Genomic DNA, 21,847 nt, shown 5'->3' with positions numbered 1-21,847 from the left:
AGTGACGTCATGAACTACGGCATCGCGTTCACACCGCTGGTTCCTTCGCTCGTGCTGTGGCTCGCGCTCGGCGCGATCGTCGTCATTGCCGTGCTGCTCCTGGTGTCGCGCGCGCGGGGCGCCGCGGTGCGGGTCGCGGCGCTGGCGCTGATCCTGCTGGCACTGGCCAATCCCTCCTTCACCCGCGAGGACCGCGAGCCGCTGTCCTCGGTCGCTGCCGTCGTGGTCGACAAGAGCCCGAGCCAGAATTTCGGCACGCGCAACCAGGAGACCGACAAGGCGCGGCAGGCGCTGGTCGACAGCCTGAAGCAGATCAAGGGCCTCGAGGTCCGCGTCGTCGAGGCCGGTCAGGCCGATGGCGAGACCGACGGAACGAAGCTGTTCGGGGCGCTGACGTCGGCGCTGTCGGACGTTCCGGTCGAGCGCGTCGCCGGCGCCTTCATGATCACCGATGGCCGCGTGCATGACATTCCCGCCAACGCCCAGGCGCTCGGCTTCCAGGCGCCGGTGCACGCGCTGATCACCGGCCGCAAGGACGAGCGCGACCGCCGCATCGCGATCACCGCCGCGCCGCGCTTCGGCATCGTCGGCCAAACCCAGACCATCACCTTCCGGCTCGACGACCAGGGCGTCACCGGCGAGCGCGCCAAGGTCACGATCCGCCGCGACGGCGAAGTGATCAACGAGCGCACGCTGACCAGCGGCCAGACCTCGAGCGTCGACATCGACATCAAGCACGCCGGGCCCAATATCGTCGAGATCGAGGCCTCGCCGCTCGAGAACGAGCTGACGCCGGTCAACAACCGCGCCGTGGTCGCGATCGACGGCGTGCGCGACAAGCTGCGCGTGCTGCTGGTTTCCGGCGAGCCGCATTCCGGCGAACGCACGTGGCGCAACCTCTTGAAGTCCGACCCCAGCGTCGATCTCGTGCACTTCACCATTCTGCGGCCGCCGGAGAAGCAGGACGGCACGCCGATCAACGAGCTGTCGCTGATCGCATTTCCGACCCGCGAGCTGTTCCAGCAGAAGATCAACGAATTCCAGCTGATCATCTTCGACCGCTACGCCCGCCAGGGCGTGCTGCCGATCGCCTATTTCGACAACATCGCGCGCTATGTCCGCGCCGGCGGCGCGGTGCTGGTGTCCGCCGGTCCCGACTACGCCTCGACCACCAGCATCTGGCGCACGCCGCTGGACTCCGTGCTGCCGGCCGAACCGGTCGGCGTGACCGAGAAGCCGTTCTACGCGCATCTGAGCGATGCCGGTAAGCGCCATCCGGTGACGCGCGGGCTGGAAGGCTCGAATGCCGAGCCGCCGCATTGGAGCCGGTTCTTCCGCACCGTCGATACCCGCAACGCGATCAATCCGCCGGTCATGACCGGCGCCGACGGCAAGCCGCTGCTGCTGCTGTCGCGCTTCGGCGAAGGCCGCGTCGCGCTGCTGCTCTCCGACCACATCTGGCTGTGGGCGCGCGGCTACGAGGGCGGCGGCCCGCATCTCGATTTGTTGCGGCGGGTGTCGCACTGGCTGATGAAGCAGCCCGACCTCGATGAAGAGGCGCTGCGCATGCAGGTGCAGGGCAAGGATCTCATGGTGGTCCGCCAGACCATGGCCGACACCGTGTCGCCGGTCACCGTGACGTCGCCGAGCGGCACCACGCATGAACTGACGCTCACCGCCGGCGATCCCGGCGAGTGGCGCGCGACGCTGCCCGCCAACGAACTCGGCCTGTGGCAGGCCACCGACGGCGCGCTGAAGGCGCTAATCAATGTCGGCCCGACCAACCCAAAGGAATTCTCGGAGGTCACCTCGACCACCGACATGCTGAAGCCGCTGGCGCAGGCAACCGGCGGCGACGCCCGGCGCATCGTCGACGGTTCGAGCCTCGACATGCCGCGCGTCGTGCCGGTGCGCTCCTCCTCGATCTTCCGCGGCGACGGCTGGCTCGGCGTCAAGATGCGCGACGCCAGCGTCGTCAAGGGTGTCGGCGTGCTGCCGATGTTCGCCGGCCTGGTCGGCCTGCTGCTGTTGCTCGGCGCATTCGCGGCAACATGGCTGCGCGAGGGACGCTGAGCCCGGCCGGGCTCACGTCTGCGTTGCATCAAGCACACACAGGCAATGCATCGATACGGTTTGTCTGAACGCCGGTTGACATCGCGCATGCCATCCGATGTTATAATGTAACATCGGGGCGCTGGGATGTTGATGCGCTCCCGATTGGGCGGGCGTCATCAGGCATGCAGTGGTTCCGGCGACACATCAAGACTGGCTCGCGGCTGGCGCTGTTCGCGCTCGCCGTCCAGTTCATGCTGTCGTTCGGGCATTTCCATCCGATCGCGGCTGCGCAAGCGGCGCCCGCGGTCCAGACCGGGCTGTCGCTGGTCGATCTCGCCTATATCGGGACCTCGGCGACGCCGGACCTCGCGGTCCAGGTGACCGGGACGCCACAGCCCGCCAATCCCGACAACGACCGGCATCCGGCCGACAATTGCGCGATCTGCGCCGTCATCTCGCTCGCGAGCAGCATGCTGTTCACGGCGCCGCCGGTGCTGTTGCTGCCGGAAGCCATCGAGCTTCTGTTCCGTACCACCAATGCCGAATTCGTCCATCTGAAATCGGCGCCGGCGGCCTTCCGCTCCCGCGCACCTCCCCTGTCCTGACATCGACTGATTGCTGCACGCCCTGAGCGGACGGCCGTCACATGCGGCCTGCTCCAGCGGGACAAATCGGGATCGATCCGTCATTTCGACGGGCCTGGATCGGGACTTGGATCGGGACAATGACACTTCAGAAGAAACGAGCATTCCACATCGGGAGCGCGAGCTGGCTATTGCTGGGCGCAATGAGTAGCGGCGCGCTGGCCCAGGAGACGCCGACGCAACTGCCTGACATCACCGTGACGGCGCCGAGCCCGATCCAGCGGCACCGGACTGCGCCGACGCGCACGCCGACCCGTGTTGTCCGAGCTGCGCCGAGCCGCAGCCGCGAACGCACCGCCGCGGCGCAACCGGCGCCCGCTCCACCGGCACCGGCACCGCAGCAGGGCGTGCTGCCTGTCGTCACCGACCAGTTCGCCACCGTCACCGTGATCCCGAACGAGGAACTGCGGCGCTCAGGCGCCGCCACGCTTGGCGATCTGCTGTTCTCGAAGCCCGGCATCACCGGATCGAGCTTCGCCCCCGGCGCATCCAGCCGGCCGATCATCCGCGGCCTCGACGTCAACCGCGTCGGCATTGTCGAGAATGGTCTCGGCGGTGGCGGCGCCTCGGATCTCGGCGAGGATCATTTCGTGCCGATCGATCCGCTCTCGACCAATCAGATCGAGGTGGTGCGCGGCCCGGCCGCGCTGCGCTACGGCTCGACCTCGATCGGCGGCGTCGTGAGCGCCACCAACAACCGCATCCCCGACGCGATGCCGACCTGCGCGGCGGCGCCGTTCCAATCCTACGGGCTGCCGGTGAAGGCGCCGCTGGCCGATGCCGGCGGCCCGGGTTGCCTCAATGTCGAGACGCGCACGTCGGTGAGTTCGGTCAATCGCGGCGTCGACGGCGGCATGCTGCTGGACGCCGGCGGCAACAATGTCGCCGTGCATGCCGACGTCTACGGCCGCACCACCAGCGACTACAGTATCCCGAGCTATCCCTATTTATTTGTGCCCGGCCAGCCATTCAACGGCCGCCAGCCGAACTCCGCGACGCAGTCGGACGGCGCGTCGGTCGGCGCCTCCTATTTCTTCCAGGGCGGCTTTATCGGCGCGGCGATCACCCAGAACGACTCGCTCTACCACATCCCCGGTATCGACGGCACCGATCACCAGACCCGGATCGACGCGCACCAGACCAAGATCGCGGTCAAGGGCGAGTACCGGCCCGATGCCGCGGCGATCGACGCCGTGCGGTTCTGGGTCGGCGCGACCGACTATCGGCACAACGAGATTGGCCTTGCCGATCCGACCGATCCAGTGAGCGACGGCGTGAGACAGACCTTCACCAACAAGGAGCAGGAGGCGCGCGTCGAGGTGCAGATGATGCCGTTCAACGCGCGCTTCGCCACCGTGACCACGGCATTCGGCCTGCAGGGCGGGCACCAGGAATTGACCGCACCAAGCCCGGACGATCCGACCAGCCCGCTCAACGGATTATGGGACCCCAACAAGAACAACAGGGTCGCCGGTTACGTGTTCAACGAGCTGAAGTTCATCGACACCACCAAGGCGCAGATTGCCGGGCGGATCGAACACGTCGATCTCTCCGGCACAACGCCGGCCTTCATTCCCCCCGTGTTCGACGTGGCCACCGACCCCGCAAGCATCGGTCCAGCGACACCGCAAAATCCGAATTTCACACCCAAGAGCGGCAGCATCGGCTTGATCCAGAATCTGCCGTGGGATCTGGTAGCAAGCGCGACCGCCCAATACGTCGAACGCGCGCCGAAACCGGCCGAGCTCTTCTCGCGCGGCCCACACGATGCGACCGCCACGTTCGACATCGGCAATCCCAATCTCGGCATCGAAACCGCAAAATCGATCGAGATCGGACTACGGCGGGCGACCGGACCGCTGCGGTTCGAACTCACCGGCTACTACACCAGGTTCGACGGCTTCATATTCCGCCGGCTGACGGGCAACACGTGTGACGAGAGTGCGTGCCAGCTCGGCCCCGGCCTCGAACTGAACCAGGCGCGCTACTCGCAGCGTGACGCCATCTTCCGCGGCGCCGAGTTCCAGAGCCAGCTCGACATCGGCCCGCTCAACGGCGGCATCTGGGGCATCGAGAACCAGTTCGACGTGGTGCGCGCCACCTTCACCGACGGCACCAACGTGCCGCGGATTCCACCGATGCGGCTTGGCGGCGGCTTCTACTGGCGCGACAGCAACTGGCTGACCCGCATCAATCTGGTGCACGCCTTCGCGCAGAACGACATCGCTGTCATCGGCGAGACCCCGACCGCGGGCTACAATCTCCTCAACGCGGAGATCACCTACAACACCAAGCTGAATTCGTCATGGATCGGCGCGCGCGAGATGACGCTTGGTCTGGTCGGCAACAACCTGCTCAACCAGAACATCCGCAACTCCGTCTCCTATACCAAGGACGAGGTGCTGATGCCGGGCCTCGGCATACGGGCGTTCGCCAACCTGAAGTTCTGAGACGTGCGTATCCCTCTGCCGCCAGCGGCAGAGGGAATTTGCGATCACGTAGCCCGGATGAAGCGCAGCGCGATCCGGGGGGACTGCTCCCGCGGTGAGACTGATCCCGGATTTCGCTTCACTCCATCCGGGCTACGAGCGTCTCTGAAGGGAGCTGCGTAACCTGCTCGGTCTGGACGATCAGTGGCCGACAACGACTTCGCTGATCTGGATCACCGGCTGCTGATCGGTGTAGTTCGGGATGTCGCCCAAGATCTCCTGGGCGTGCTTGCCCATGCCGGCCGCGAAGGCCTCAACCGAGTCACAGAAGATGTGGCACATTCCGACATAGGTTGCAGGTTGCCCCGGCGCGCCCCCGGCGAGACCCTTGTCGACGGTGTAGTATTTGCACGCGTCGCCGAGGCGCGCCTTCACCAGCGGCATGTGCTTGTCGCGATAATAGTCGTGATCAAAGCGTGCGCCTGGATTGTTCGGATACATCACACTGACTTTGATCATGGCGCGCACTCTCCCTGTTGATATGACATGCGCCGGTCTTGTCCCGGCGCTTGCCTCAACTGTGCTTCAGTTTCCGATGGTGCGCAACCGTTCCGGCACCGCTCGCGCGGATGTCAGATCGCCTTGCTCCAGTCCGGCTGGATCGGCCCGGACACGCCCTCGGCCGCGCCGTCGACCAGTTCCATGACAAGCAGGCGACTGTAATCGACCGGGCCGGGCATGGTCATTCGTCCCTTCGGGACCGGCTTGAAGCCGACCCGCGCGTAGTACGGCTCGTCGCCGACCAGCACGATCAGGCGGTGGCCCTTGGCGCGGGCGTCGTTGATCGCACGCTCGAGCAGCGCACGGCCGACGCCGCGGCTGCGGAACGGCGGCTCGACCGTCAACGGCCCAAGCATCAGGGCCGGCGTATCGCCGATCGTGACCGGCAGCTGGCGCACCGAGCCGACCAGCAGCGTGCCGATCCGCGCCGTGAAGGAGACATCGAGCAGATGATCGACATGCTCGCGCAGCCGGTAGGCGCTGAGCACGAAGCGGCCGGGCCCGAAGGTGCGCTCGTGCAGACGCTCGATCGCCTGGGCGTCTTTCGGGGTCTCGGGCAGGATGGTCAGGGACAATTCGGTCATTGTGGGGCGCGGGATAGCATCTGGCGCGGGCGCGGTCCATCACCGCCATGTCGCCGTCGGCGGCTTGCCCTCGAGCACCTCCGCGATCCGCAGCCGCGTGCCCGGGGTGGTCTCGTCAGGCAGATCAGCCGGATCGAAGAAGCCGCAGGCCACGATCTCGCGATTCGGCTCCGGCAGGCGGTCCTGCCGGTAGTTCCTGACGACGTAGACCGCGACATGATCGCGCGGCGAGACGTGGCTGTTGTGGAAGATGCCATGCAGCACCGGCTCGCCCTTGAGCTCGATCCGCCCCTCCTCCTCCAATTCGCGCCGCAGCGACTCGATAAAACTTTCGCCGACCTCGACCCCGCCGCCGGGCAGATACCAGCCGTGGACGTAGCTGTGCTTGACCAGGAACACCCTGTTGTCGGCATCGAGCACGACGGCACGGACCCCGAGCGTCATGCTGCGGACAAGCCGCCAGTAGAAATGAAACACCCATCTGATCTGCGGCTCGTAGCGCTTGCGTAAATCGAGCAGGACCGTCACTGAACCCTCGACATCATGGTGCTTGATCCGTGCTTTGATCCTTGCGCGCCTGCGCGGCTCTTGCCAATACAGGGCAGGACGTTCGGGATAGCACGACATGACCGGCTGCCGGCCACTTTTCGCGGACAATCCGAAGGGAATCGCATGATGGCGGCGTTCCGCCTCGCGCATCTGTCGGACCCGCATCTGCCGCCGCTGCCGGCGGCGCGGCTGCGCGATCTGGCCGGCAAGCGCGCCTTCGGCTACCTGAACTGGACGCGCAACCGTCATAAATATCACCGCCGCGACGTGCTCGATGCGCTGGTGTCGGACATGCAGGCGCAGCAGCCGGACCACATCGCCGTGACCGGAGATCTGGTCAATTTGGCACTGGATGCCGAGTTCAATCCGGCCCGGCAATGGCTGGAGGAGGTAGGTTCGCCTGCCGACGTCACCGTGGTCCCCGGCAACCACGACGCCTATGTGCGCGCGACCCGGCATCGCTTCGTCAGTCATTTCGGCGACTACCTGCGCGGCGACGCCGACGGCGCGGCAACGCATTTTCCGTTCGTGCGCCGCCGCGGGCCGGTGGCACTGATCGGCGTCTCCTCGGCGGTGCCGACGCCGCCGCTGATGGCGACCGGCTGGCTCGGCCATCCCCAGCTCGATGCGCTTGATGCGATCCTCGCGCAGCTGTCGCGGGAGGACGCCTTCCGCGTCCTCCTGGTGCATCACCCGCTGCACTCCGACGGCCGCGCCAAGCGGCTGACCGATTCGCATCAGCTGCTGGCGCTGCTCAGGCGCCACGGCGTCGAGCTGGTGCTGCATGGCCACGACCACATCCATTCGACGATGTGGTTCGACGGCCCGGAGCGGAAGATCCCGGCGATCGGCGTGCCGTCGGCATCGGCGCTGGCGCGCAAGCACTATCCGGCGGCGGCCTACAATTTGTTCACGATCGAGCGTGACGGCAATGCGTGGCGCTGCGAGCAGACCGTGCGCGGGCTCGGCGAGCACGCCGGCATTCGCGAATTGAAGCAAGCACGACTTTCCTAATCGCCGCCCCCGCCGCCGCCACACCCACCGCCGCAGCCGCCTCCGCTGTCGCCGCCGCCACCACCGCCGTCACCGCCATCGCCGCCGCCACTCCCGTCGCTGCCGGCATCGCCGAAGCCGGCTGACGATCCGTCGATCGAGGAGTCGGAGAAATCGCCGCCGCAATAGGGACTGCTGCCGCCGATGCCGCTGCGGCGCAGCGCCTCGCAGTCGGTGTGATAGATGAAACCGTTCGCGATGCTCAGCTTGGCGTCGAGCGCGAACAGCAGCGGCAGCCGAGTCGGCCTGACCGGATCGATGTTCTCGTATTTGCAGCAGTACCACCAGACCCGCCGCAGCCCCTCATTGCTCCTGCGCCGTTCCTTCACCAGGACGACCGCGGGGGTGTGATGCAGGAAGCTGCCGAAGGCGCGGCGGCAGAACGCGTCGTATTCGCGGGTGTAGAGAATGAATTCGTGCCAGAGGTCGTCGGCCGCCTGCGACGGCATCGAGACGTAGCGCTTGCCGCTCATCAGATAGGCGAGGAAGAACTGCCGCAGGCCGCGCGAGACCAGCGCACTGTCCTTGCGGGTGAAGCCGGGGTGACGCTTCTCGAGCCGCGCCAACAGGCCCGCCGGCCAGTGAAAGGTGCGGATGTATTCGGCGCGCCGCAATGTCTGCCACTTGCCGAACAGCACCGCGCTGCCGACCACCGCGGCTGCCGCCAGGACGCCGAAAAATGCCGAGGCGGGTGTTATGACCACGATGCCCCGCCCCTTGAGCGGCTAGAAGTTTTGCAAGCTCGCATACAGCGCGAGACCGAACAGCGCGAGCGCGCCCATGACGAAGCCGAACACGAACATGCCGATCCCGCCGCGGCGCCTCGGCGCCACCGGCACGGGGGGCGGCGCCGGCGGCTCGGCAACCGGAAGCGGCGTTGCCACCATCGCATGCTCGCGCTCGATCAGGCGGCGCGCGACATAGTCGGTGACGGCATCGACGATCGCGGCCACGTCATGCGATTCGGCGAGCACGATGCGGCCGAACCTCGTGTCCTGCACGAAGCGGTAGATCCGCTTGTCGCGCCCCATCAGCACATGCGCGACGACGTCGATCCACAGCCGCGGCGTCTCGCCCTGGCTGATGCCGCGGTCGAACAGATCGACCTTGTCCGGCACCTGCGCGAACAACGGATCGAGCGCATCGTTGAGGATCTCGAGCCGCGCCACCTCGGCGTCGCGCAACTCGACGACGACGCCGGTGCGATCGGCCGCCTCGATCCGCGCCCGCCGCAGCGCCTCTCGCAGCGTCGGCCGCATCTCGCGCGCCTCACTGCCGGTGTTCTGCGGATCGGACATGCCTTACGGTCTCGTGGTGACGGGTTTCCTGCGCATTAACCTATCAGCAACCAAGATGTCCGCAAAGGGCGTTGGTTCCCAAGCACTTAGGCGGCCACTTATCCCCAGATCAAAGACCTGACGCTGTCCCAAAAGCGGTCGACCCCACCCGGATGAACCGGATGGGGCCGCCGTCCTTGGACGTTTTCTTAGCTCTGAAAATTCTGGCGCTCAGGCCGAAACCCGCGACGGCTCCTCGACGATGGAGAAGCGCACGCCGGCCTTGTGGCGACTCTCTTCCGAGACTTCCTTCCAGCACTCTTCGGCTTCCTTGCGGGTCTTGAACGGACCGCGGACCTGGGCCGAGCCTTCGACGAGCTTGTGGAAGTTCATCGACCCGAACTCGCCGCCGATCACCCAGAAATTGCTGCCCTTGCTCATCGTCAGTCTCCTTCAAAAAATCGGGCTGCCTTTGCCCAGCCGCCTGTACCTTAATTCCCGCAACCTACTCGCATCGACATTCTTGACAGAGCATTGCGAACCGCGTGTCAGGAGATAAACGCGAAAACAAGAAGTTCGTACAGATGCCTTGTTTTTTATTGGTGATGTCATGTAACATCTGAACTTGTAATAAATGTCGATTTGTAAATTCTGTCACAAAATAGGTCAGGAAGCCTGCCATGCCCGCCGGTTTTTCTTCTCCCTCTCCCCGTTCTTACGGGGAGAGGGTTGGGGTGAGGGGCTGTCTCCGCAGCGAGACTCGCGGAGAGTCCCCCTCACCCGGATCGCATCTGGCGATGCGATCCGGCCTCTCCCCGCGCGCGGGGCGAGGCGGTCAGAATTTGCTGCGGCAAGCGAGACCAACCCGTGCCCGGTGAATCCGGAAAGAAGCTATTCGTGGGTCCGCGCTTCCGGCGGATCCGCCAGCAATTGGGGCTGTCGCAGACCCAGATCGCCGAGGGGCTAGGCATCTCGCCCTCCTACATCAACCTGATCGAGCGCAACCAGCGCCCGGTGACGGCGCAGATCCTGCTGCGGCTGGCCGAGACCTACGACCTCGACTTGCGCGACCTCGCCACCGCCGACGAGGACCGCTTCTTCGCGGAACTCAACGAGATCTTCTCCGATCCCCTGTTCCGCCAGATCGACCTGCCGAAGCAGGAGCTGCGGGACCTCGCCGAACTCTGCCCCGGCGTGACGCATGCGCTGCAGCGGCTCTACGCCGCCTACACCGAGGCGCGCCGCGGCGAAACGCTGGTGGCGGCGCAGATGGCCGACCGCGAAGGCTCGCAATTCGACGCCAATCCGATCGAGCGGGTGCGTGACCTGATCGAGGCCAACCGCAACTATTTTCCGGAGCTCGAGACCGCCGCGGAGAATTTACGCGACGAGCTCAACGTGCCGACCGAAGGCCTGTTCACGGCGCTGACCACGCGCTTGCGCGAAAAACATTCGATTCTGACCCGCGTGATGCCGGTCGACGTGATGCGCGAGACGCTGCGCCGTTTCGATCGGCATCGCCGGCAGCTCTTGATCTCCGAACTCGTCGACAGCTCCGGCCGCAGCTTCCAGCTTGCGCTGCAGATCGGCTTTGTCGAGTGCGGCGCCGCGATCGACGCCATCGTCAGCCGCGCCGGTCCGCTCGACGATACCGCGCGCCGGCTCTACCGCATCACGCTCGCCAATTACTTCGCAGCCGCCGCGATGATGCCCTATCAGGCGTTTCATTCCGCAGCCGAAGCCTTGAGCTACGACGTCCACGTGCTGGCGCAGCGCTTCAACGCCGGCTTCGAGCAGGTCTGCCACCGCCTCACCACGCTGCAGCGGCCGAACGCGCGCGGCGTGCCATTCTTCCTGCTCCGCGTCGACAATGCCGGCAACGTGTCGAAGCGGTTCTCCTCCGGCACCTTCCCGTTCTCCAAGTTCGGCGGCACCTGCCCGCTCTGGAACGTGCATTCGACCTTCGACATGCCGGATCGCCTGCTCAGCCAGGTGATCGAATTGCCGGACGGCACGCGCTACTTCTCCATCGCGCAGATGGTGCGCCGGCCGGTGGCGCCCTACCCGCGGCCACAGCCGCGCTTTGCGATCGGGCTCGGCTGCGAGATCCGTCATGCGGCAAAACTCGTCTATGCCACCGGCATGGATCTGGAAAAGGTCGAGGGCACCCCGATTGGCGTCAACTGCCGGCTTTGCGAGCGCGAGAATTGCAGCCAGCGCGCCGAGCCGCCGATCACGCGCACCCTGATCCTGGACGAGACCACGCGGCGCGTGTCCTCGTTCGCGTTCTCGAATGCGCGGGAGTTGTGAGCCAAGGATCAATCCACCGATCAATCCACCGCGGCAAAAGCCTTGCACCAGCCGTCCTTGCCGATCGCGCCCTCGACCACCTTGCAGCCATCGGGTGCGACGAACAGCGTGCACATCTCCTGCACGAGGCGCTGGTCCGGCGCGGCGCCTGGCCGCCGAAAACGGAGGAGGATTCGACCGAGGACGACGTGCGCTAAAGCATGATCCGGAAAAGTGCGAAGCGGCTTTCCCTCGCGACAACGCGTTTGCGCGAATCACACACCAAACTAAAGCGCGATGACGATTCGACCCAGCGCGTGTACTCGACGCGACTAATCCGTTGACGTCGTCACCTGACCGCAGGTTCACCCAATGAAAACGGCGGGAGGAACTTTCGGTTCCGCTGCGAGTCATATTTGTGACGCGATGTGGCCTGGACCGCCAAGGGAGAGACCGAGGGAGAGATCATGTCAAAGTCCCGCCTTGGAATGGCTGCGGCCGGCGTTGTAATTGGCGTTCTGGGAGCGCTGCCGAGCGCGGCCGAGGCGGGTTTCCGCCTGCGCGTTGGCGGCCCCGTGGGTGTCGCGCGCTTCGCGATGGCCGGCGTGCTGTCGGTCGCAGGTCTCCGCCACGCACGCATAGCGGCGCGCCACAGCCGCGTCCGCATGGCTGCTCTAAGACCGCAAGATCTTCGCCCCGCCGCCGAGTCGATCGGCCCGAGTGAGCGCGCGCAGCTCACTGCCGTCGCCGCGCTGGCCGGCTGGCAGGGCGGCCGAGCTGCGCAAGGCTGGTGGCAGCACTCCGACGGTTCATACGGCTGGGTCGGTCCGCTCTTCTGGCCGTTTGCCTATAGCGATCTCTATGACTACGCGCTTCTCAATGATGGCACCGGCTTCTGGGCCTATGGCTACGGCGATCTCTACGCCGCGATCTTCTCGCCTTACGCTGCGAGCGATCTCTCAGCGTTTGCGGCCGAGCGCCCCGCCGGGAGGCGGCATCGCAAAGCGCCCTCGGTGCAGGAATTCTGTAGCGGCGACACCGCCGAGACGACCGGCCTTCCCCTCGAGCGGATCGGCCTGGCGGTCGCGGCGAACGAGGCGCAGCGCGCAGCCTTCGACGAGCTCGCGAGCGCCTGGATTTCCGCCGGCAACACCATCCGCGCTTCCTGTCCAGCACAGACCGCAACCACCGCGCTGGAGCGATTCGCGGCCATGCAGAGCCGCGTCAACGCGATGCTGAGCGCAGTTGCGACCGTTATGCCGCCATTTCAAAAATTCTACGATCTCCTAAGCGATGAACAGAAGGCCCAGCTCAACTCGCCCGAACGCGACCGCCGCGCTAACGCTGCGGCCGCGAAGCTGAAGGAGATGCAGGACGCCGCCTGCCAGGCGAGCCGTGAACCGCAAGACGAGCAACAGGCCGAAAAGCAATACCGCCAGCTCGTCGCCCAGCAATGGCCCCTCGACGACATCGTCGCCAGCCTGAAACTGAACGATACGCAACGCGCAGCGCTCGAAGTGGTGCAGGATACCACGATGGGCACCATGGAAGCCTTAAACCCATGCCCGCCAAAGGACGCGCTCACCCCGCCGGCCCGCCTTAAGGCCGCAAAGGCGCGGTTGGAAGCGATGAGAGAGGCGATCATCAGCGTGAACGACGCGGTCGACGATTTCCGTTGGAACCTGAGTGACGAGCAGAAGACGCAGTTCGAGGGGCTCGGTCTGAAGAAGCGGGGGGTGTGATTTTCCATCCCCAAGCGGCGCTGGTCGGCCAAGGCGATACTTCGCATCCCCTGTCGCATTTGCTAGTCGTCCGCTAAGAAGGGCTGGACATGCGAGCATGCGTTATAGGGGCGGGCTCTAAGTAGTTCGGTCGCGCGACCGAGACGCCGTTCAACATGAACTTTGAGGCCCGCACGTAGTCAACTGAACTTCTTTGGATGTTGCTTATTGGCCCAAGGCCGACATACGGCGATGTCGGCCTCAACGTCAGCTTCCGAGATCAAAGCGGACGCGAAGAATTCATGAGTACACGCCCTGATCTCATCGCGCCTTAGCGCGTACTGCGCTCGTCTTGCTGAAGCGGAGGCCGAGCGAGGCGGCGGACGTCATGCGACGGCACAACCGGCCGGGGCTGTGGCCGGCATGCACGTAGCCAGGACATCCGCCTGAGCTGGTGCCCATCCGTTGACGCCCCGGATCAGCGGCGCGCAACGGCCCTCGCCTCCGCGCGGGACGCCAGCAAGCGCCGCCGCGCGAGAGTGACACCGGCCATCAGATCAATCTGCGCCGTTTTGGATCGCTCGGTCTGCTAGCCACCGGGCGGCGTGTAAGCGGTCTTGAGCTTGGTCGCGTGCTGACGCACCACCTTGATCTCGTCCTGGGTAAAGAGCCGGACCAGCCTCACGTTCTGCATGGCGCCGGCCGCAACCACCACGCCGCTGATCGCGGGCGCGAAGCTCGGATCCGGCACGTCGAAGATCACCATCACGCCGGGGCCATCGGTCGCCGTGCTGTACATCGAAATCAGTTTCCCGCCGGCGGCCTCGATCAACTTCTTCGCGGCCTCGTATCGATTGGTCGTCGGGTTTTCCATGATGTTGTTCAGGGAACGCGGGGTGTATTCACCAGAGAAGCAGAAATGCATGGCAATCGCTCCGTTTGGTTGAAATGAAAAAAACTTTCACCCAGGCGCGCGGCCCGGGCAGAGCATTTCGTACTGAAAAATGAGAAGAAATGGCCTGCCGATGGCCAGTCGCGCTGCCGCTCATTCTCCGGATTTCGGCGCAACCGGTGGCAGCTCGCCGCGCAATCTACATCAGACCCGCGGCAAATAAAATCGCGTTTCTGCTCTGCGACAGAATCTCTTCCTTAGTCGATGCAGCGTCGAGGGGCAGCGTGCCTGACCTGACCGACGAGCGGTCCCGATCCATCCGCGTCCGCCAAGCGCCTGCCAGGCGGTTGCGGCACAACGCCTTGCAAACAAGGGCGATCTGCCTCAGTGTCCGGCGCCCGCTATCAAGAACAAGCGAAAGAAAACTCATGAAGCATCGCGCGCTCGGCCGCTCCGGCCTCACTGTCCCTCCCCTGTGCTTCGGCTGCAATGTATTCGGCTGGACCGTGGACGAGACGTCGTCGTTTCGCCTGCTCGACACCGTGCTCGATCAGGGGCTGACATTCCTGGATACGGCGGATGTCTATTCGCGCTGGGTGCCGGGCCACAGCGGCGGCGAATCCGAGACGATCATCGGCAAATGGATGAAGGCGCGCGGCAACCGCAACCGCGTCATCCTCGCCACCAAGGTCGGCATGGACATGGGCGGCGGCAATGTCGGGCTGAAGCCGGACTACATCGCGCGCGCCGTCGAGGACTCGCTGCGGCGGCTGCAGACCGATTTCATCGACCTCTACCAGTCCCACAAGGACGATGAGACGACACCGCAGGAAGAGACGCTCGCGGCCTATGACAAACTGGTCAAGGCCGGCAAGGTCAGGGCGATCGGCGCCTCGAACTTCTCGGCGGAGCGACTCCAGAGCGCGCTCGACATTGCCAAGGCGAACGGCCTGCCGCGCTACGAGAGCATGCAGCCCGAATACAGCCTCGCGGAACGCTCAAGCTACGAACGCGCGCTGCAACGCGTCTGCGAGGCGAACGACGTCGGCGTGATCACATTCTTCTCGCTCGCCGCCGGATTTTTGACCGGCAAATATCGCTCGGAGAGCGACTTCGCCAAGAGCCCGCGCGGGGCACGCAGCATTCCAAAATACATGAACCCGCGCGGCATGCGCATCCTGGCCGGTCTCGACGAGGTCGCCGCGGAAACCCGCGCCGAGCCGGCCGCGGTCGCGCTCGCCTGGCTGATGGCAAAACCCTCCGTCACCGCGCCGATTGTCAGCGCCACCAGGCCCGAGCAGGTCGCAACGCTGGTCGCGGCGACCAAACTTGAGCTGAGCAAGGATCAGGTCGAACGGCTGGACGCCGCGAGCGCGTAGCAGCTGCCTTCACTTCACCTCGCCCCGCGTGCGGGGAGAGGTCGGAACGCATCGCTAGATGCGTTCCGGGTGAGGGGGAGCTTCCGCGAATGCAGCTATCGCCGTATTTGCGGAGACAGCCCCTCACCCCAACCCTCTCCCCTAAGAACGGGGCGAGGGAGCACACCGCCTTCGCGGCTACGGCTTGGTCTCACCCTACCCCCACGGGCCGCGCTGGCCGGATCCGCCCCACGGGCTGCGCGGCGGATAGCTTCCACCGGCCGGGCGCGGCGCGGTCTGGGTGCCGAGCTCGGCGGCGAGCTGCTGCAGCGCGGCGATGCGGTTCGCGGTCGAGGGGTGGGTCGCGAACAGGTTGTCGACGCCGTGGCCCGACAGCGGGTTGATGATGAACATGTGCGCGGTGGCCGGATTGCGCTCGGCCTCCATGTTCGGCACCTGATGCGCGGCGTTCTCGATCTTCGCGAGCGCGGAGGCAAGCCACATCGGCTGGCCGACGATGCGTGCGCCATAATTGTCGGCGGCGTATTCGCGGGTGCGACTGATCGCCATCTGCACCAGCATGGCGCCGAGCGGCGCCAGGATCATCATCGCGATCGATCCGACAATGCCGGGGCCGTTGTTGTTGCGGTTGCCGCCGAAGAACATACCGAACTGCGCCAGCATCGAGATCGCGCCGGCGATCGTCGCCGTGATCGTCATGGTGAGCGTGTCGTGATGCTTGATATGCGCAAGCTCATGCGCGATCACGCCGGCAAGCTCCTCGCGGCTGAGTTGCTGCATCAGGCCCGTGGTGACGGCGACCGCCGCGTTCTCCGGGTTGCGGCCGGTCGCGAACGCATTGGGCTGCGCCTCGTCCATCAGGAATACGCGCGGCATCGGGAGAGCGGCGCGCTGTGCGAGCTCGGCGACGAGATTGTAGAGTTCGGGCGCCGAGCCCGCATCGACCTGATGGGCGCCGTACATCGACAGCACCATGCGATCGGAATTCCAGTAGGTGAACAGATTTGTCGCAGCCGCGACCATCAGCGCGATCACGGCGCCGGTGCCGCCGCCGATCAGATAGCCGACTCCCATGAACAGGGCGGTGAGGCCGGCAAGCAGGAGCGCGGTGCGGAAATAATTCATCGTTGTTCCCTCACGGCGAGCGGAATGCTGCCACAACTGACGTCGCTGAGGTAGGGATTTTGCCGCGGAAGCCGCAAGGGGAACCAGTGCGTCGCAGCGACGCGGCGCGGGTTAATGATTGGTCATGTGCGGCGCCGTCCGTAGCCCGCATGAGCGAAGCGACATGCGGGGGCACCGCCCCGGATATCGCTTCGCTCATCCGGGCTACGAGATCGTGCCTACGCCGCCGGTTCGGAAGCACGCTACGCCGCCGGCTCCTGCGCGATCACCACCCCCTCCTCGCGCAGCGCGACGCGCAACATGCGGGCGAGCTCGGCGCGGCTGTAGGGTTTTGCCAGGAACAGGATGCCCTGCACGAGTTTGCCGTCCTGGTCGATGGCGTCATCGGTATAGCCCGACGTGAAGAGGACGCGGAGACCCGGGCGGCGCTTCCGCGCCTCGGTGGCGAGGTCGCGCCCGTTCATCGCGCCCGGCATGATGACGTCGGTGAACAACAGATCGATCGGCGCGCCGCTGTCGAGCACGGCAAGGGCTTCGCGGCCATTATTGGCCGACTGCGTGGTGTAGCCGAGGCTCTCGATCTGGGTCAGCACATAGGAGCGCACCAGTCTGTCGTCCTCGACGACGAGCACGATTTCCCGCGCGCCGCGCGCGTCCGGCTGCCGCTGTTCGGGCACTGCTGCCGCTGAGACCACTGCCGCGCGCGGCAGATAGAGCATCACCCTGGTGCCGCGACCGATCTCACTGTCGAGCACGACGTGGCCGTTGGATTGCTTGACGAAGCCGTACACCATGCTGAGGCCGAGCCCGGTGCCCTTGCCGACGTCCTTGGTGGTGAAGAACGGCTCGAACACCTTGGCCAGATCGACTTCCGCAATGCCCCGGCCGTTGTCGGTCAGCGCGATCGCGACATAGTCGCCGGCGGCAAGCCCGTCATGGCCGCTCACGTCCGATGGCTTGAGCTCGGCCGTGCGGGTCTCGATCGTCAGCCGGCCGCCCTTCGGCATCGCGTCGCGCGCGTTGAGCGCAAGGTTGATGATCGCGGTGACGAGCTGGTTACCATCGACCAGTGCGCGCGGCAGATCGGGTGCGGCGCGAAAATCGATGTCGACATGGTCGCCGATGGTCGGCCGCAGCAGCTCTATGGTGTCGACCATCAACGCGTTGACGTCGACGTCGCTCGGCTGCAGCGGCTGCTTGCGCGCGAAGGCGAGCAGATGCCGCGTCAGCGATGCGCCGCGCTCGGCGGCGTCGCGGATCAGCGCGGTGATCTCCGTGAGCTGGCGGTTGTGAGTGACTGCCTCGGCCAGGATGTCGATCGTGCCGGTGATGACGGTGAGGATGTTGTTGAAGTCGTGCGCAATGCCGCCGGTGAGCTGGCCGACCGCTTCCATCTTCTGCGCCTGACGGATCTTGCTCTCATTCGCCTCGGCCTCGCGAAAGCGCTCGAGCAGGAATTCCGAGCGCTGGCGCTGGCGTCCCTCCTCGGCGAGCGCGACATGGGCCTCGCGCAACTGCTCTTCGGTCGGGATCGCGAGAATCCGCGGGATCAGCGGCCAGAGCAGCACTGCGGTGAAGATCGAGGCGACAGCGGTCAGTGCCTTGAGCAGGCCCTCGAGACCGTAGATCGGCACCCACAGCGTGTAGATCGAGAACACATGGGTCAGGCCGCAGGCGAGGATGAACGCGGCGAACGGCCAGGCCATCCAGCCGAACTGGAAATCGCGCCGCTTGGAGACGAGGATCGCCAGCGCAAACGGGATCGAGAAATACGAAGCGGCAATGATCGCGTCTGAAATCACGTGGAGCCAGATCAGCTCCGGCTCCCACAGCAGGCAGATGCCGTGCGGCGAAAACGTCGACGAATCCAAAAGACGCTCGAGAAAACTCCACATGGGTCCCTCCGGGCGTGATCGATCCGCCGGCACCCCTGCCCGCGAATCACCGGCCGATCATAGCGGCGGCGGCTCAACCTACCTCAGCCCAATTGGTCTAAGAGCGGCACCCCCGTTGTTGCCCGGTGTCGCCCTGGTGTATGCAGATTGGACCTCAATTCCCCTTTTTCCAGCCGGTGACATCGATGCCAGCCTCTTCCCTCCGCGCCCCGATCATGATCGCAGCGATCGCGGGGGCGCTGGCGTTCACTACCTTCGCCTCGGCGCAGCAGCCGTTGCCCAGCCCCTTGAATCCCGCGTCGGTCAGGCCGCGTCCTGCCGCCGTCGCCTCGCCGAGGGCTGCGTCCTGCAACAACGGGCAGAACTTCGATCGCTTCCTCGCCGAGCTGAAGCAGAAGGCGGCCGCCGCCGGCGTCTCGCAGCGCACGATCGCGGAGGCCGCGCCCTACCTGATCTACGACCAGGGCATCGTCAACCGCGACCGCGGCCAGCGCGTGTTCGGGCAGATCTTCACCCAGTTCGCCGGCCGCATGGCCGCGAACTATCGCATGCAGCAGGGCCAGCAATACATCCGGACTTATGCCGCGGCGTTCGCGCGCGCCGAAAAGGAATATGGCGTGCCGCCGGCGGTGATCGCCGCGTTCTGGGGACTTGAGAGCGATTTCGGCGTCCAGATGGGCAATTTGCCGACGCTGAAATCGCTGGTGTCGCTGGCCTATGATTGCCGCCGCTCCGAAATGTTCCAGGGCGAGACCATCGCCGCGCTGAAGATCATCGAGCGCGGCGACCTGACACCCGACGAGATGATCGGCTCATGGGCCGGCGAGCTCGGCCAGACGCAATTCTTGCCGACGCATTATTTCAATTACGCGGTCGACTATGACGGCGACGGCCACCGCAATCTCCTGCAAAGCGGCCCCGACGTGATCGGCTCGACCGCGAACTACATCGCCACCGGATTGAAATGGCGGCGCGGCGAGCCGTGGCTGCAGGAGGTGCGCGTGCCGCAGGCGGCAAACTTCCCGTGGGACCAGGCCGACCTCACCATCAAGCTGCCGCGCTCGAAATGGGTGGCGCTCGGCGTCAGCTTGACCGACGGCAAGCCGTTGCCGAATGACAAGATGCCGGCCTCGCTGCTGCTGCCGATGGGCCGGATGGGTCCGGCGTTCCTCGCCTATGCGAACTTCGCCGCCTACACCGAGTGGAACAACTCGCTGATCTATTCGACCACCGCCGGCTATCTCGCCGGCCGCATCGCGGGCGCACCGCCGATGCAGCGGCCGCACGGTCCGGTCGCGCAATTGCCGTTCAATGAGATCAAGGAGCTGCAGGGACTGCTCGCGCGCGCCGGCTACGACGTCGGCAAGATCGACGGCGTGCTCGGACAGGCAAGCCGCAGCGCGGTGAAGGCGATGCAGATGAAATACGGCCTGCCGGCGGATTCCTGGCCGACCGCGGAGCTCCTGGCGCGGATGCGCGGCGGCCGCACCCAGCCTGCCGCCGATGCCGCGGCACCGGGGATGCGGTAGAGCAAACGCCCATTTTCCGTAGCCCGGATGCGGCGCAGCGCAATCCGGGACAAGCCCCGATGCGCCTCCCCGGATTGCGCTGCGCTCCATCCGGGCTACGCAGACTCTGGCGATCCGTCATCCTGAGGTGCGAGCGGAGCGAGCCTCGAAGGATGAATCGGCCACACTGGGGCCGTGCATCCTTCGAGACGCGCTTCGCGCTCCTCAGGATGACGGGATCAAGAATGCCGCCCGCGGGAAATATTTGACCAAGTGTTACAGCTCCCCGCAGTTGTATTCTTCCCCTTGCCGCCCCACTTGCAGCATCGCCGTTCGGTAACATCCGGATTTCATCAGAACAGGGAGCATCACATGTCCTTTCATGACGCCGTCGTCCCCGCCTACCTGCAGATCCTCAACAGCCTCACCGGCGAGCTGACCAAGGCCGAGGCGCATTGCGAGGCCAAGAAGATCGCGCCCGAGGTGCTGCTGGGATCGCGGCTCTATCCCGACATGCTGCCGCTGACCAAGCAGGTGCAGCTGGTCTGCGATCACGCCGCACGCGGCTGTGCGCGGTTGACCCATAGCGAGGTGCCGTCGACGCCCGACACCGAGAAGAGCATCGGTGAACTGAAGCAGCGGCTCGCCAAGACCATCGACTATGTGAAGTCGTTCAAGCCGGAGCAGTTCGACGGCGCCGACGCCAGGGACGTCACCTTCCCGATCGGCCCCGATCGCACGATGACCCTGAAGGGTCAGCAATTCCTCAGCGCGTTCTCGTTCCCGAACTTCTATTTCCACGCCGTGACCGCGCACGACATCCTGCGCCACAACGGCGTCGAGATCGGCAAGCGCGATTTCCTCGGCGTCAGCTGACGCGCTTCGGCGATCCATATTCCCCGCGACGGGATTTTCGCTTCACGCCCTCGCCCGTGCTACTGCTCCCTGACAACAACAAGACGTCAGGGAGCACGCCATGTCGACCACAACCCACGCACCGAAAGCCATCGATCCGTCCGCTTCGCTGCATGCCGAAGCGCTCGGACTGGCGAAGAACCACGGCCGCCTCGCCGGGCGGCGCGTCATCGTGGTCGGCGCGGGACAGCGCACAACCGTGGATGAAGCCCCGCCGATCGGCAACGGCCGCGCCATGAGCGTGCTGTTCGCGCGCGAGGGCGCGTCGGTCGCCTGCCTCGACGTCAACAAGGACGCCGCCGACGACACCGTCGCGCAGATCACAGGCGAAGGCGGCAAGGCCTTCACCGACGTGGTCGATGTCGCCGACGTCGCGGCGATCGCGCCCGCGGTCGAACGCTGCGCGCAGCGGCTCGGCGGGCTCGACGGGCTGGCGCTCAATGTCGGCATCTCCTCCGGCCTGTCGCTGCCCAAGATGACGGCCGAAGCCTGGGACCGCGACTATGCCGTCAATGTGCGCAGCCACATGCTGTTCGCGCAGAAGGCGCTGGAGGTGATGGCGCCGGGCGGCGCGATCATCCTGATCTCCTCAATGGCGAGCCAGCGCGCCGGCGGCCGCAACCCGGCCTATGAATCCTCCAAGGCGGCGCAGATCGCGCTGGGGCGGGCGATCGCGCGGGCCGGCGAGGACAAGGGCATTCGCTGCAATGTGATCGCGCCCGGCTTCATGGACACGCCGATGGGGCGCGACGCCAGCCGCAGGCGATCGGACCGCGCCGTGACAGTGCCTTTCGGCCGCCAGGGCACCGGCTGGGAGGTCGCCTATACTGCGCTGTTCCTGATTTCGAATGAATCCTCCTACGTCAACGCGCACACCTTGTTCCTCGATGCCGGCCACATGGGCGGAATTGTGCGCGGCTAGTCTGCGGAGCGCGAATGCCTCGGGCATTGCGCTCGTCGCGGCAATGCAC

Annotated in this window: 19 protein-coding genes; 10 read left to right on the top strand and 9 right to left on the bottom strand. The window is 65.7% G+C overall.

Going from position 1 to position 21,847, the window contains the following annotated elements:
• The first annotated feature begins 9 nt into the window (after positions 1–9).
• The 3 genes from J2R78_RS24295 (at position 10) to J2R78_RS24285 (ending at position 5,149) form a co-directional block, all read left to right on the top strand.
• Positions 10–2,073: a hypothetical protein gene (locus J2R78_RS24295; protein WP_253607124.1), complete on the top strand. Its 2,064-nt coding sequence runs from the start codon at positions 10–12 to the stop codon at positions 2,071–2,073.
• Between the two features lie 164 nt (positions 2,074–2,237).
• Positions 2,238–2,660, top strand: coding sequence for a DUF2946 family protein (locus J2R78_RS24290; RefSeq protein WP_253607123.1), 423 nt, complete (start codon positions 2,238–2,240; stop codon positions 2,658–2,660).
• 119 nt (positions 2,661–2,779) lie between these two features.
• Entirely contained in the window at positions 2,780–5,149 is a 2,370-nt protein-coding gene (locus J2R78_RS24285) for a TonB-dependent receptor (RefSeq protein ID WP_253607122.1), read from the top strand.
• A gap of 180 nt (positions 5,150–5,329) precedes the next feature.
• On the opposite strand, the gene J2R78_RS24280 is transcribed toward J2R78_RS24285, so the two are convergent.
• From J2R78_RS24280 to J2R78_RS24270, 3 genes are all read right to left on the bottom strand, one after another.
• The gene (locus J2R78_RS24280; protein WP_028338624.1) at positions 5,330–5,647 is read right to left on the bottom strand and encodes an EthD family reductase; all 318 of its coding nucleotides are present in this window, start codon (positions 5,645–5,647) and stop codon (positions 5,330–5,332) included.
• A gap of 113 nt (positions 5,648–5,760) precedes the next feature.
• Positions 5,761–6,273, bottom strand: coding sequence for a GNAT family N-acetyltransferase (locus J2R78_RS24275; protein WP_038386020.1), 513 nt, complete (start codon positions 6,271–6,273; stop codon positions 5,761–5,763).
• Positions 6,274–6,312: 39 nt separating this feature from the next.
• Entirely contained in the window at positions 6,313–6,801 is a 489-nt protein-coding gene (locus J2R78_RS24270; RefSeq protein ID WP_016839736.1) for an NUDIX domain-containing protein, read from the bottom strand.
• A 147-nt stretch (positions 6,802–6,948) separates the two neighbouring features.
• On the opposite strand from J2R78_RS24270, the gene J2R78_RS24265 reads away from it, so the two are divergent.
• Entirely contained in the window at positions 6,949–7,836 is an 888-nt protein-coding gene (locus J2R78_RS24265; RefSeq protein WP_253609895.1) for a metallophosphoesterase, read from the top strand.
• Here J2R78_RS24265 and J2R78_RS24260 read toward each other — a convergent pair.
• From J2R78_RS24260 to J2R78_RS24250, 3 genes are all read right to left on the bottom strand, one after another.
• Positions 7,833–8,579, bottom strand: a complete 747-nt coding sequence (locus tag J2R78_RS24260) for a hypothetical protein (RefSeq protein ID WP_253607121.1) — start codon at positions 8,577–8,579, stop codon at positions 7,833–7,835. The genes J2R78_RS24265 and J2R78_RS24260 overlap by 4 nt on opposite strands.
• 21 nt (positions 8,580–8,600) lie before the next feature.
• Positions 8,601–9,173 (bottom strand): hypothetical protein, encoded by a 573-nt coding sequence (locus J2R78_RS24255; RefSeq protein ID WP_253607120.1) that lies wholly within the window; start codon positions 9,171–9,173, stop codon positions 8,601–8,603.
• Between the two features lie 210 nt (positions 9,174–9,383).
• Positions 9,384–9,593, bottom strand: a complete 210-nt coding sequence (locus J2R78_RS24250; protein ID WP_016839740.1) for a hypothetical protein — start codon at positions 9,591–9,593, stop codon at positions 9,384–9,386.
• 426 nt (positions 9,594–10,019) lie between these two features.
• Here J2R78_RS24250 and J2R78_RS24245 point away from each other — a divergent pair, with 426 nt between their 5' ends.
• Both J2R78_RS24245 and J2R78_RS24240 read left to right on the top strand, forming a co-directional pair.
• Positions 10,020–11,462, top strand: a complete 1,443-nt coding sequence (locus tag J2R78_RS24245) for a short-chain fatty acyl-CoA regulator family protein (RefSeq protein WP_253607119.1) — start codon at positions 10,020–10,022, stop codon at positions 11,460–11,462.
• A 467-nt stretch (positions 11,463–11,929) separates the two neighbouring features.
• Complete coding sequence (locus tag J2R78_RS24240) at positions 11,930–13,183, top strand: Spy/CpxP family protein refolding chaperone (protein WP_253607118.1); 1,254 nt, start codon at positions 11,930–11,932, stop codon at positions 13,181–13,183.
• A gap of 568 nt (positions 13,184–13,751) precedes the next feature.
• On the opposite strand, the gene J2R78_RS24235 is transcribed toward J2R78_RS24240, so the two are convergent.
• Complete coding sequence (locus J2R78_RS24235) at positions 13,752–14,087, bottom strand: GYD domain-containing protein (RefSeq protein ID WP_028333204.1); 336 nt, start codon at positions 14,085–14,087, stop codon at positions 13,752–13,754.
• Positions 14,088–14,482: 395 nt separating this feature from the next.
• Here J2R78_RS24235 and J2R78_RS24230 point away from each other — a divergent pair, with 395 nt between their 5' ends.
• Positions 14,483–15,433, top strand: coding sequence for an aldo/keto reductase (locus J2R78_RS24230; protein WP_253607117.1), 951 nt, complete (start codon positions 14,483–14,485; stop codon positions 15,431–15,433).
• A 195-nt stretch (positions 15,434–15,628) separates the two neighbouring features.
• On the opposite strand, the gene htpX is transcribed toward J2R78_RS24230, so the two are convergent.
• Together htpX and J2R78_RS24220 are read right to left on the bottom strand one after the other, a co-directional pair.
• Positions 15,629–16,558, bottom strand: coding sequence for a zinc metalloprotease HtpX (htpX, locus tag J2R78_RS24225; protein WP_141340519.1), 930 nt, complete (start codon positions 16,556–16,558; stop codon positions 15,629–15,631).
• Between the two features lie 242 nt (positions 16,559–16,800).
• Positions 16,801–18,453: an ATP-binding protein gene (locus J2R78_RS24220; protein ID WP_253607116.1), complete on the bottom strand. Its 1,653-nt coding sequence runs from the start codon at positions 18,451–18,453 to the stop codon at positions 16,801–16,803.
• A gap of 185 nt (positions 18,454–18,638) precedes the next feature.
• Here J2R78_RS24220 and J2R78_RS24215 point away from each other — a divergent pair, with 185 nt between their 5' ends.
• The 3 genes from J2R78_RS24215 (at position 18,639) to J2R78_RS24205 (ending at position 21,798) form a co-directional block, all read left to right on the top strand.
• Positions 18,639–19,982, top strand: coding sequence for a lytic murein transglycosylase (locus J2R78_RS24215; RefSeq protein ID WP_253607115.1), 1,344 nt, complete (start codon positions 18,639–18,641; stop codon positions 19,980–19,982).
• A gap of 351 nt (positions 19,983–20,333) precedes the next feature.
• Positions 20,334–20,837: a DUF1993 family protein gene (locus tag J2R78_RS24210; protein WP_253607114.1), complete on the top strand. Its 504-nt coding sequence runs from the start codon at positions 20,334–20,336 to the stop codon at positions 20,835–20,837.
• A 100-nt stretch (positions 20,838–20,937) separates the two neighbouring features.
• Positions 20,938–21,798 (top strand): SDR family NAD(P)-dependent oxidoreductase, encoded by an 861-nt coding sequence (locus J2R78_RS24205; protein ID WP_229189532.1) that lies wholly within the window; start codon positions 20,938–20,940, stop codon positions 21,796–21,798.
• Positions 21,799–21,847: the final 49 nt, after the last annotated feature.

Origin of the sequence: Bradyrhizobium sp. USDA 4538, assembly GCF_024171045.1 — a bacterium.
GTDB lineage: Bacteria > Pseudomonadota > Alphaproteobacteria > Rhizobiales > Xanthobacteraceae > Bradyrhizobium > Bradyrhizobium australafricanum.
This window is presented reverse-complemented; position numbering and strand designations above follow the sequence as displayed.

Excerpts from the sequence above, each read along its gene's own strand:
- J2R78_RS24295 (WP_253607124.1), top strand. The coding sequence starts at position 10 with ATGAACTACGGCATCGCGTTCACACCGCTGGTTCCTTCGCTCGTGCTG.
- J2R78_RS24255 (WP_253607120.1), bottom strand. The coding sequence starts at position 9,173 with ATGTCCGATCCGCAGAACACCGGCAGTGAGGCGCGCGAGATGCGGCCG.
- J2R78_RS24210 (WP_253607114.1), top strand. The coding sequence starts at position 20,334 with ATGTCCTTTCATGACGCCGTCGTCCCCGCCTACCTGCAGATCCTCAAC.
- J2R78_RS24285 (WP_253607122.1), top strand. The coding sequence starts at position 2,780 with ATGACACTTCAGAAGAAACGAGCATTCCACATCGGGAGCGCGAGCTGG.
- J2R78_RS24220 (WP_253607116.1), bottom strand. The coding sequence starts at position 18,453 with ATGTGGAGTTTTCTCGAGCGTCTTTTGGATTCGTCGACGTTTTCGCCG.
- J2R78_RS24265 (WP_253609895.1), top strand. The coding sequence starts at position 6,949 with ATGGCGGCGTTCCGCCTCGCGCATCTGTCGGACCCGCATCTGCCGCCG.
- J2R78_RS24230 (WP_253607117.1), top strand. The coding sequence starts at position 14,483 with ATGAAGCATCGCGCGCTCGGCCGCTCCGGCCTCACTGTCCCTCCCCTG.
- J2R78_RS24235 (WP_028333204.1), bottom strand. The coding sequence starts at position 14,087 with ATGCATTTCTGCTTCTCTGGTGAATACACCCCGCGTTCCCTGAACAAC.
- J2R78_RS24290 (WP_253607123.1), top strand. The coding sequence starts at position 2,238 with ATGCAGTGGTTCCGGCGACACATCAAGACTGGCTCGCGGCTGGCGCTG.
- htpX (WP_141340519.1), bottom strand. The coding sequence starts at position 16,558 with ATGAATTATTTCCGCACCGCGCTCCTGCTTGCCGGCCTCACCGCCCTG.
- J2R78_RS24250 (WP_016839740.1), bottom strand. The coding sequence starts at position 9,593 with ATGAGCAAGGGCAGCAATTTCTGGGTGATCGGCGGCGAGTTCGGGTCG.
- J2R78_RS24275 (WP_038386020.1), bottom strand. The coding sequence starts at position 6,273 with ATGACCGAATTGTCCCTGACCATCCTGCCCGAGACCCCGAAAGACGCC.
- J2R78_RS24215 (WP_253607115.1), top strand. The coding sequence starts at position 18,639 with ATGCCAGCCTCTTCCCTCCGCGCCCCGATCATGATCGCAGCGATCGCG.
- J2R78_RS24280 (WP_028338624.1), bottom strand. The coding sequence starts at position 5,647 with ATGATCAAAGTCAGTGTGATGTATCCGAACAATCCAGGCGCACGCTTT.
- J2R78_RS24205 (WP_229189532.1), top strand. The coding sequence starts at position 20,938 with ATGTCGACCACAACCCACGCACCGAAAGCCATCGATCCGTCCGCTTCG.
- J2R78_RS24240 (WP_253607118.1), top strand. The coding sequence starts at position 11,930 with ATGGCTGCGGCCGGCGTTGTAATTGGCGTTCTGGGAGCGCTGCCGAGC.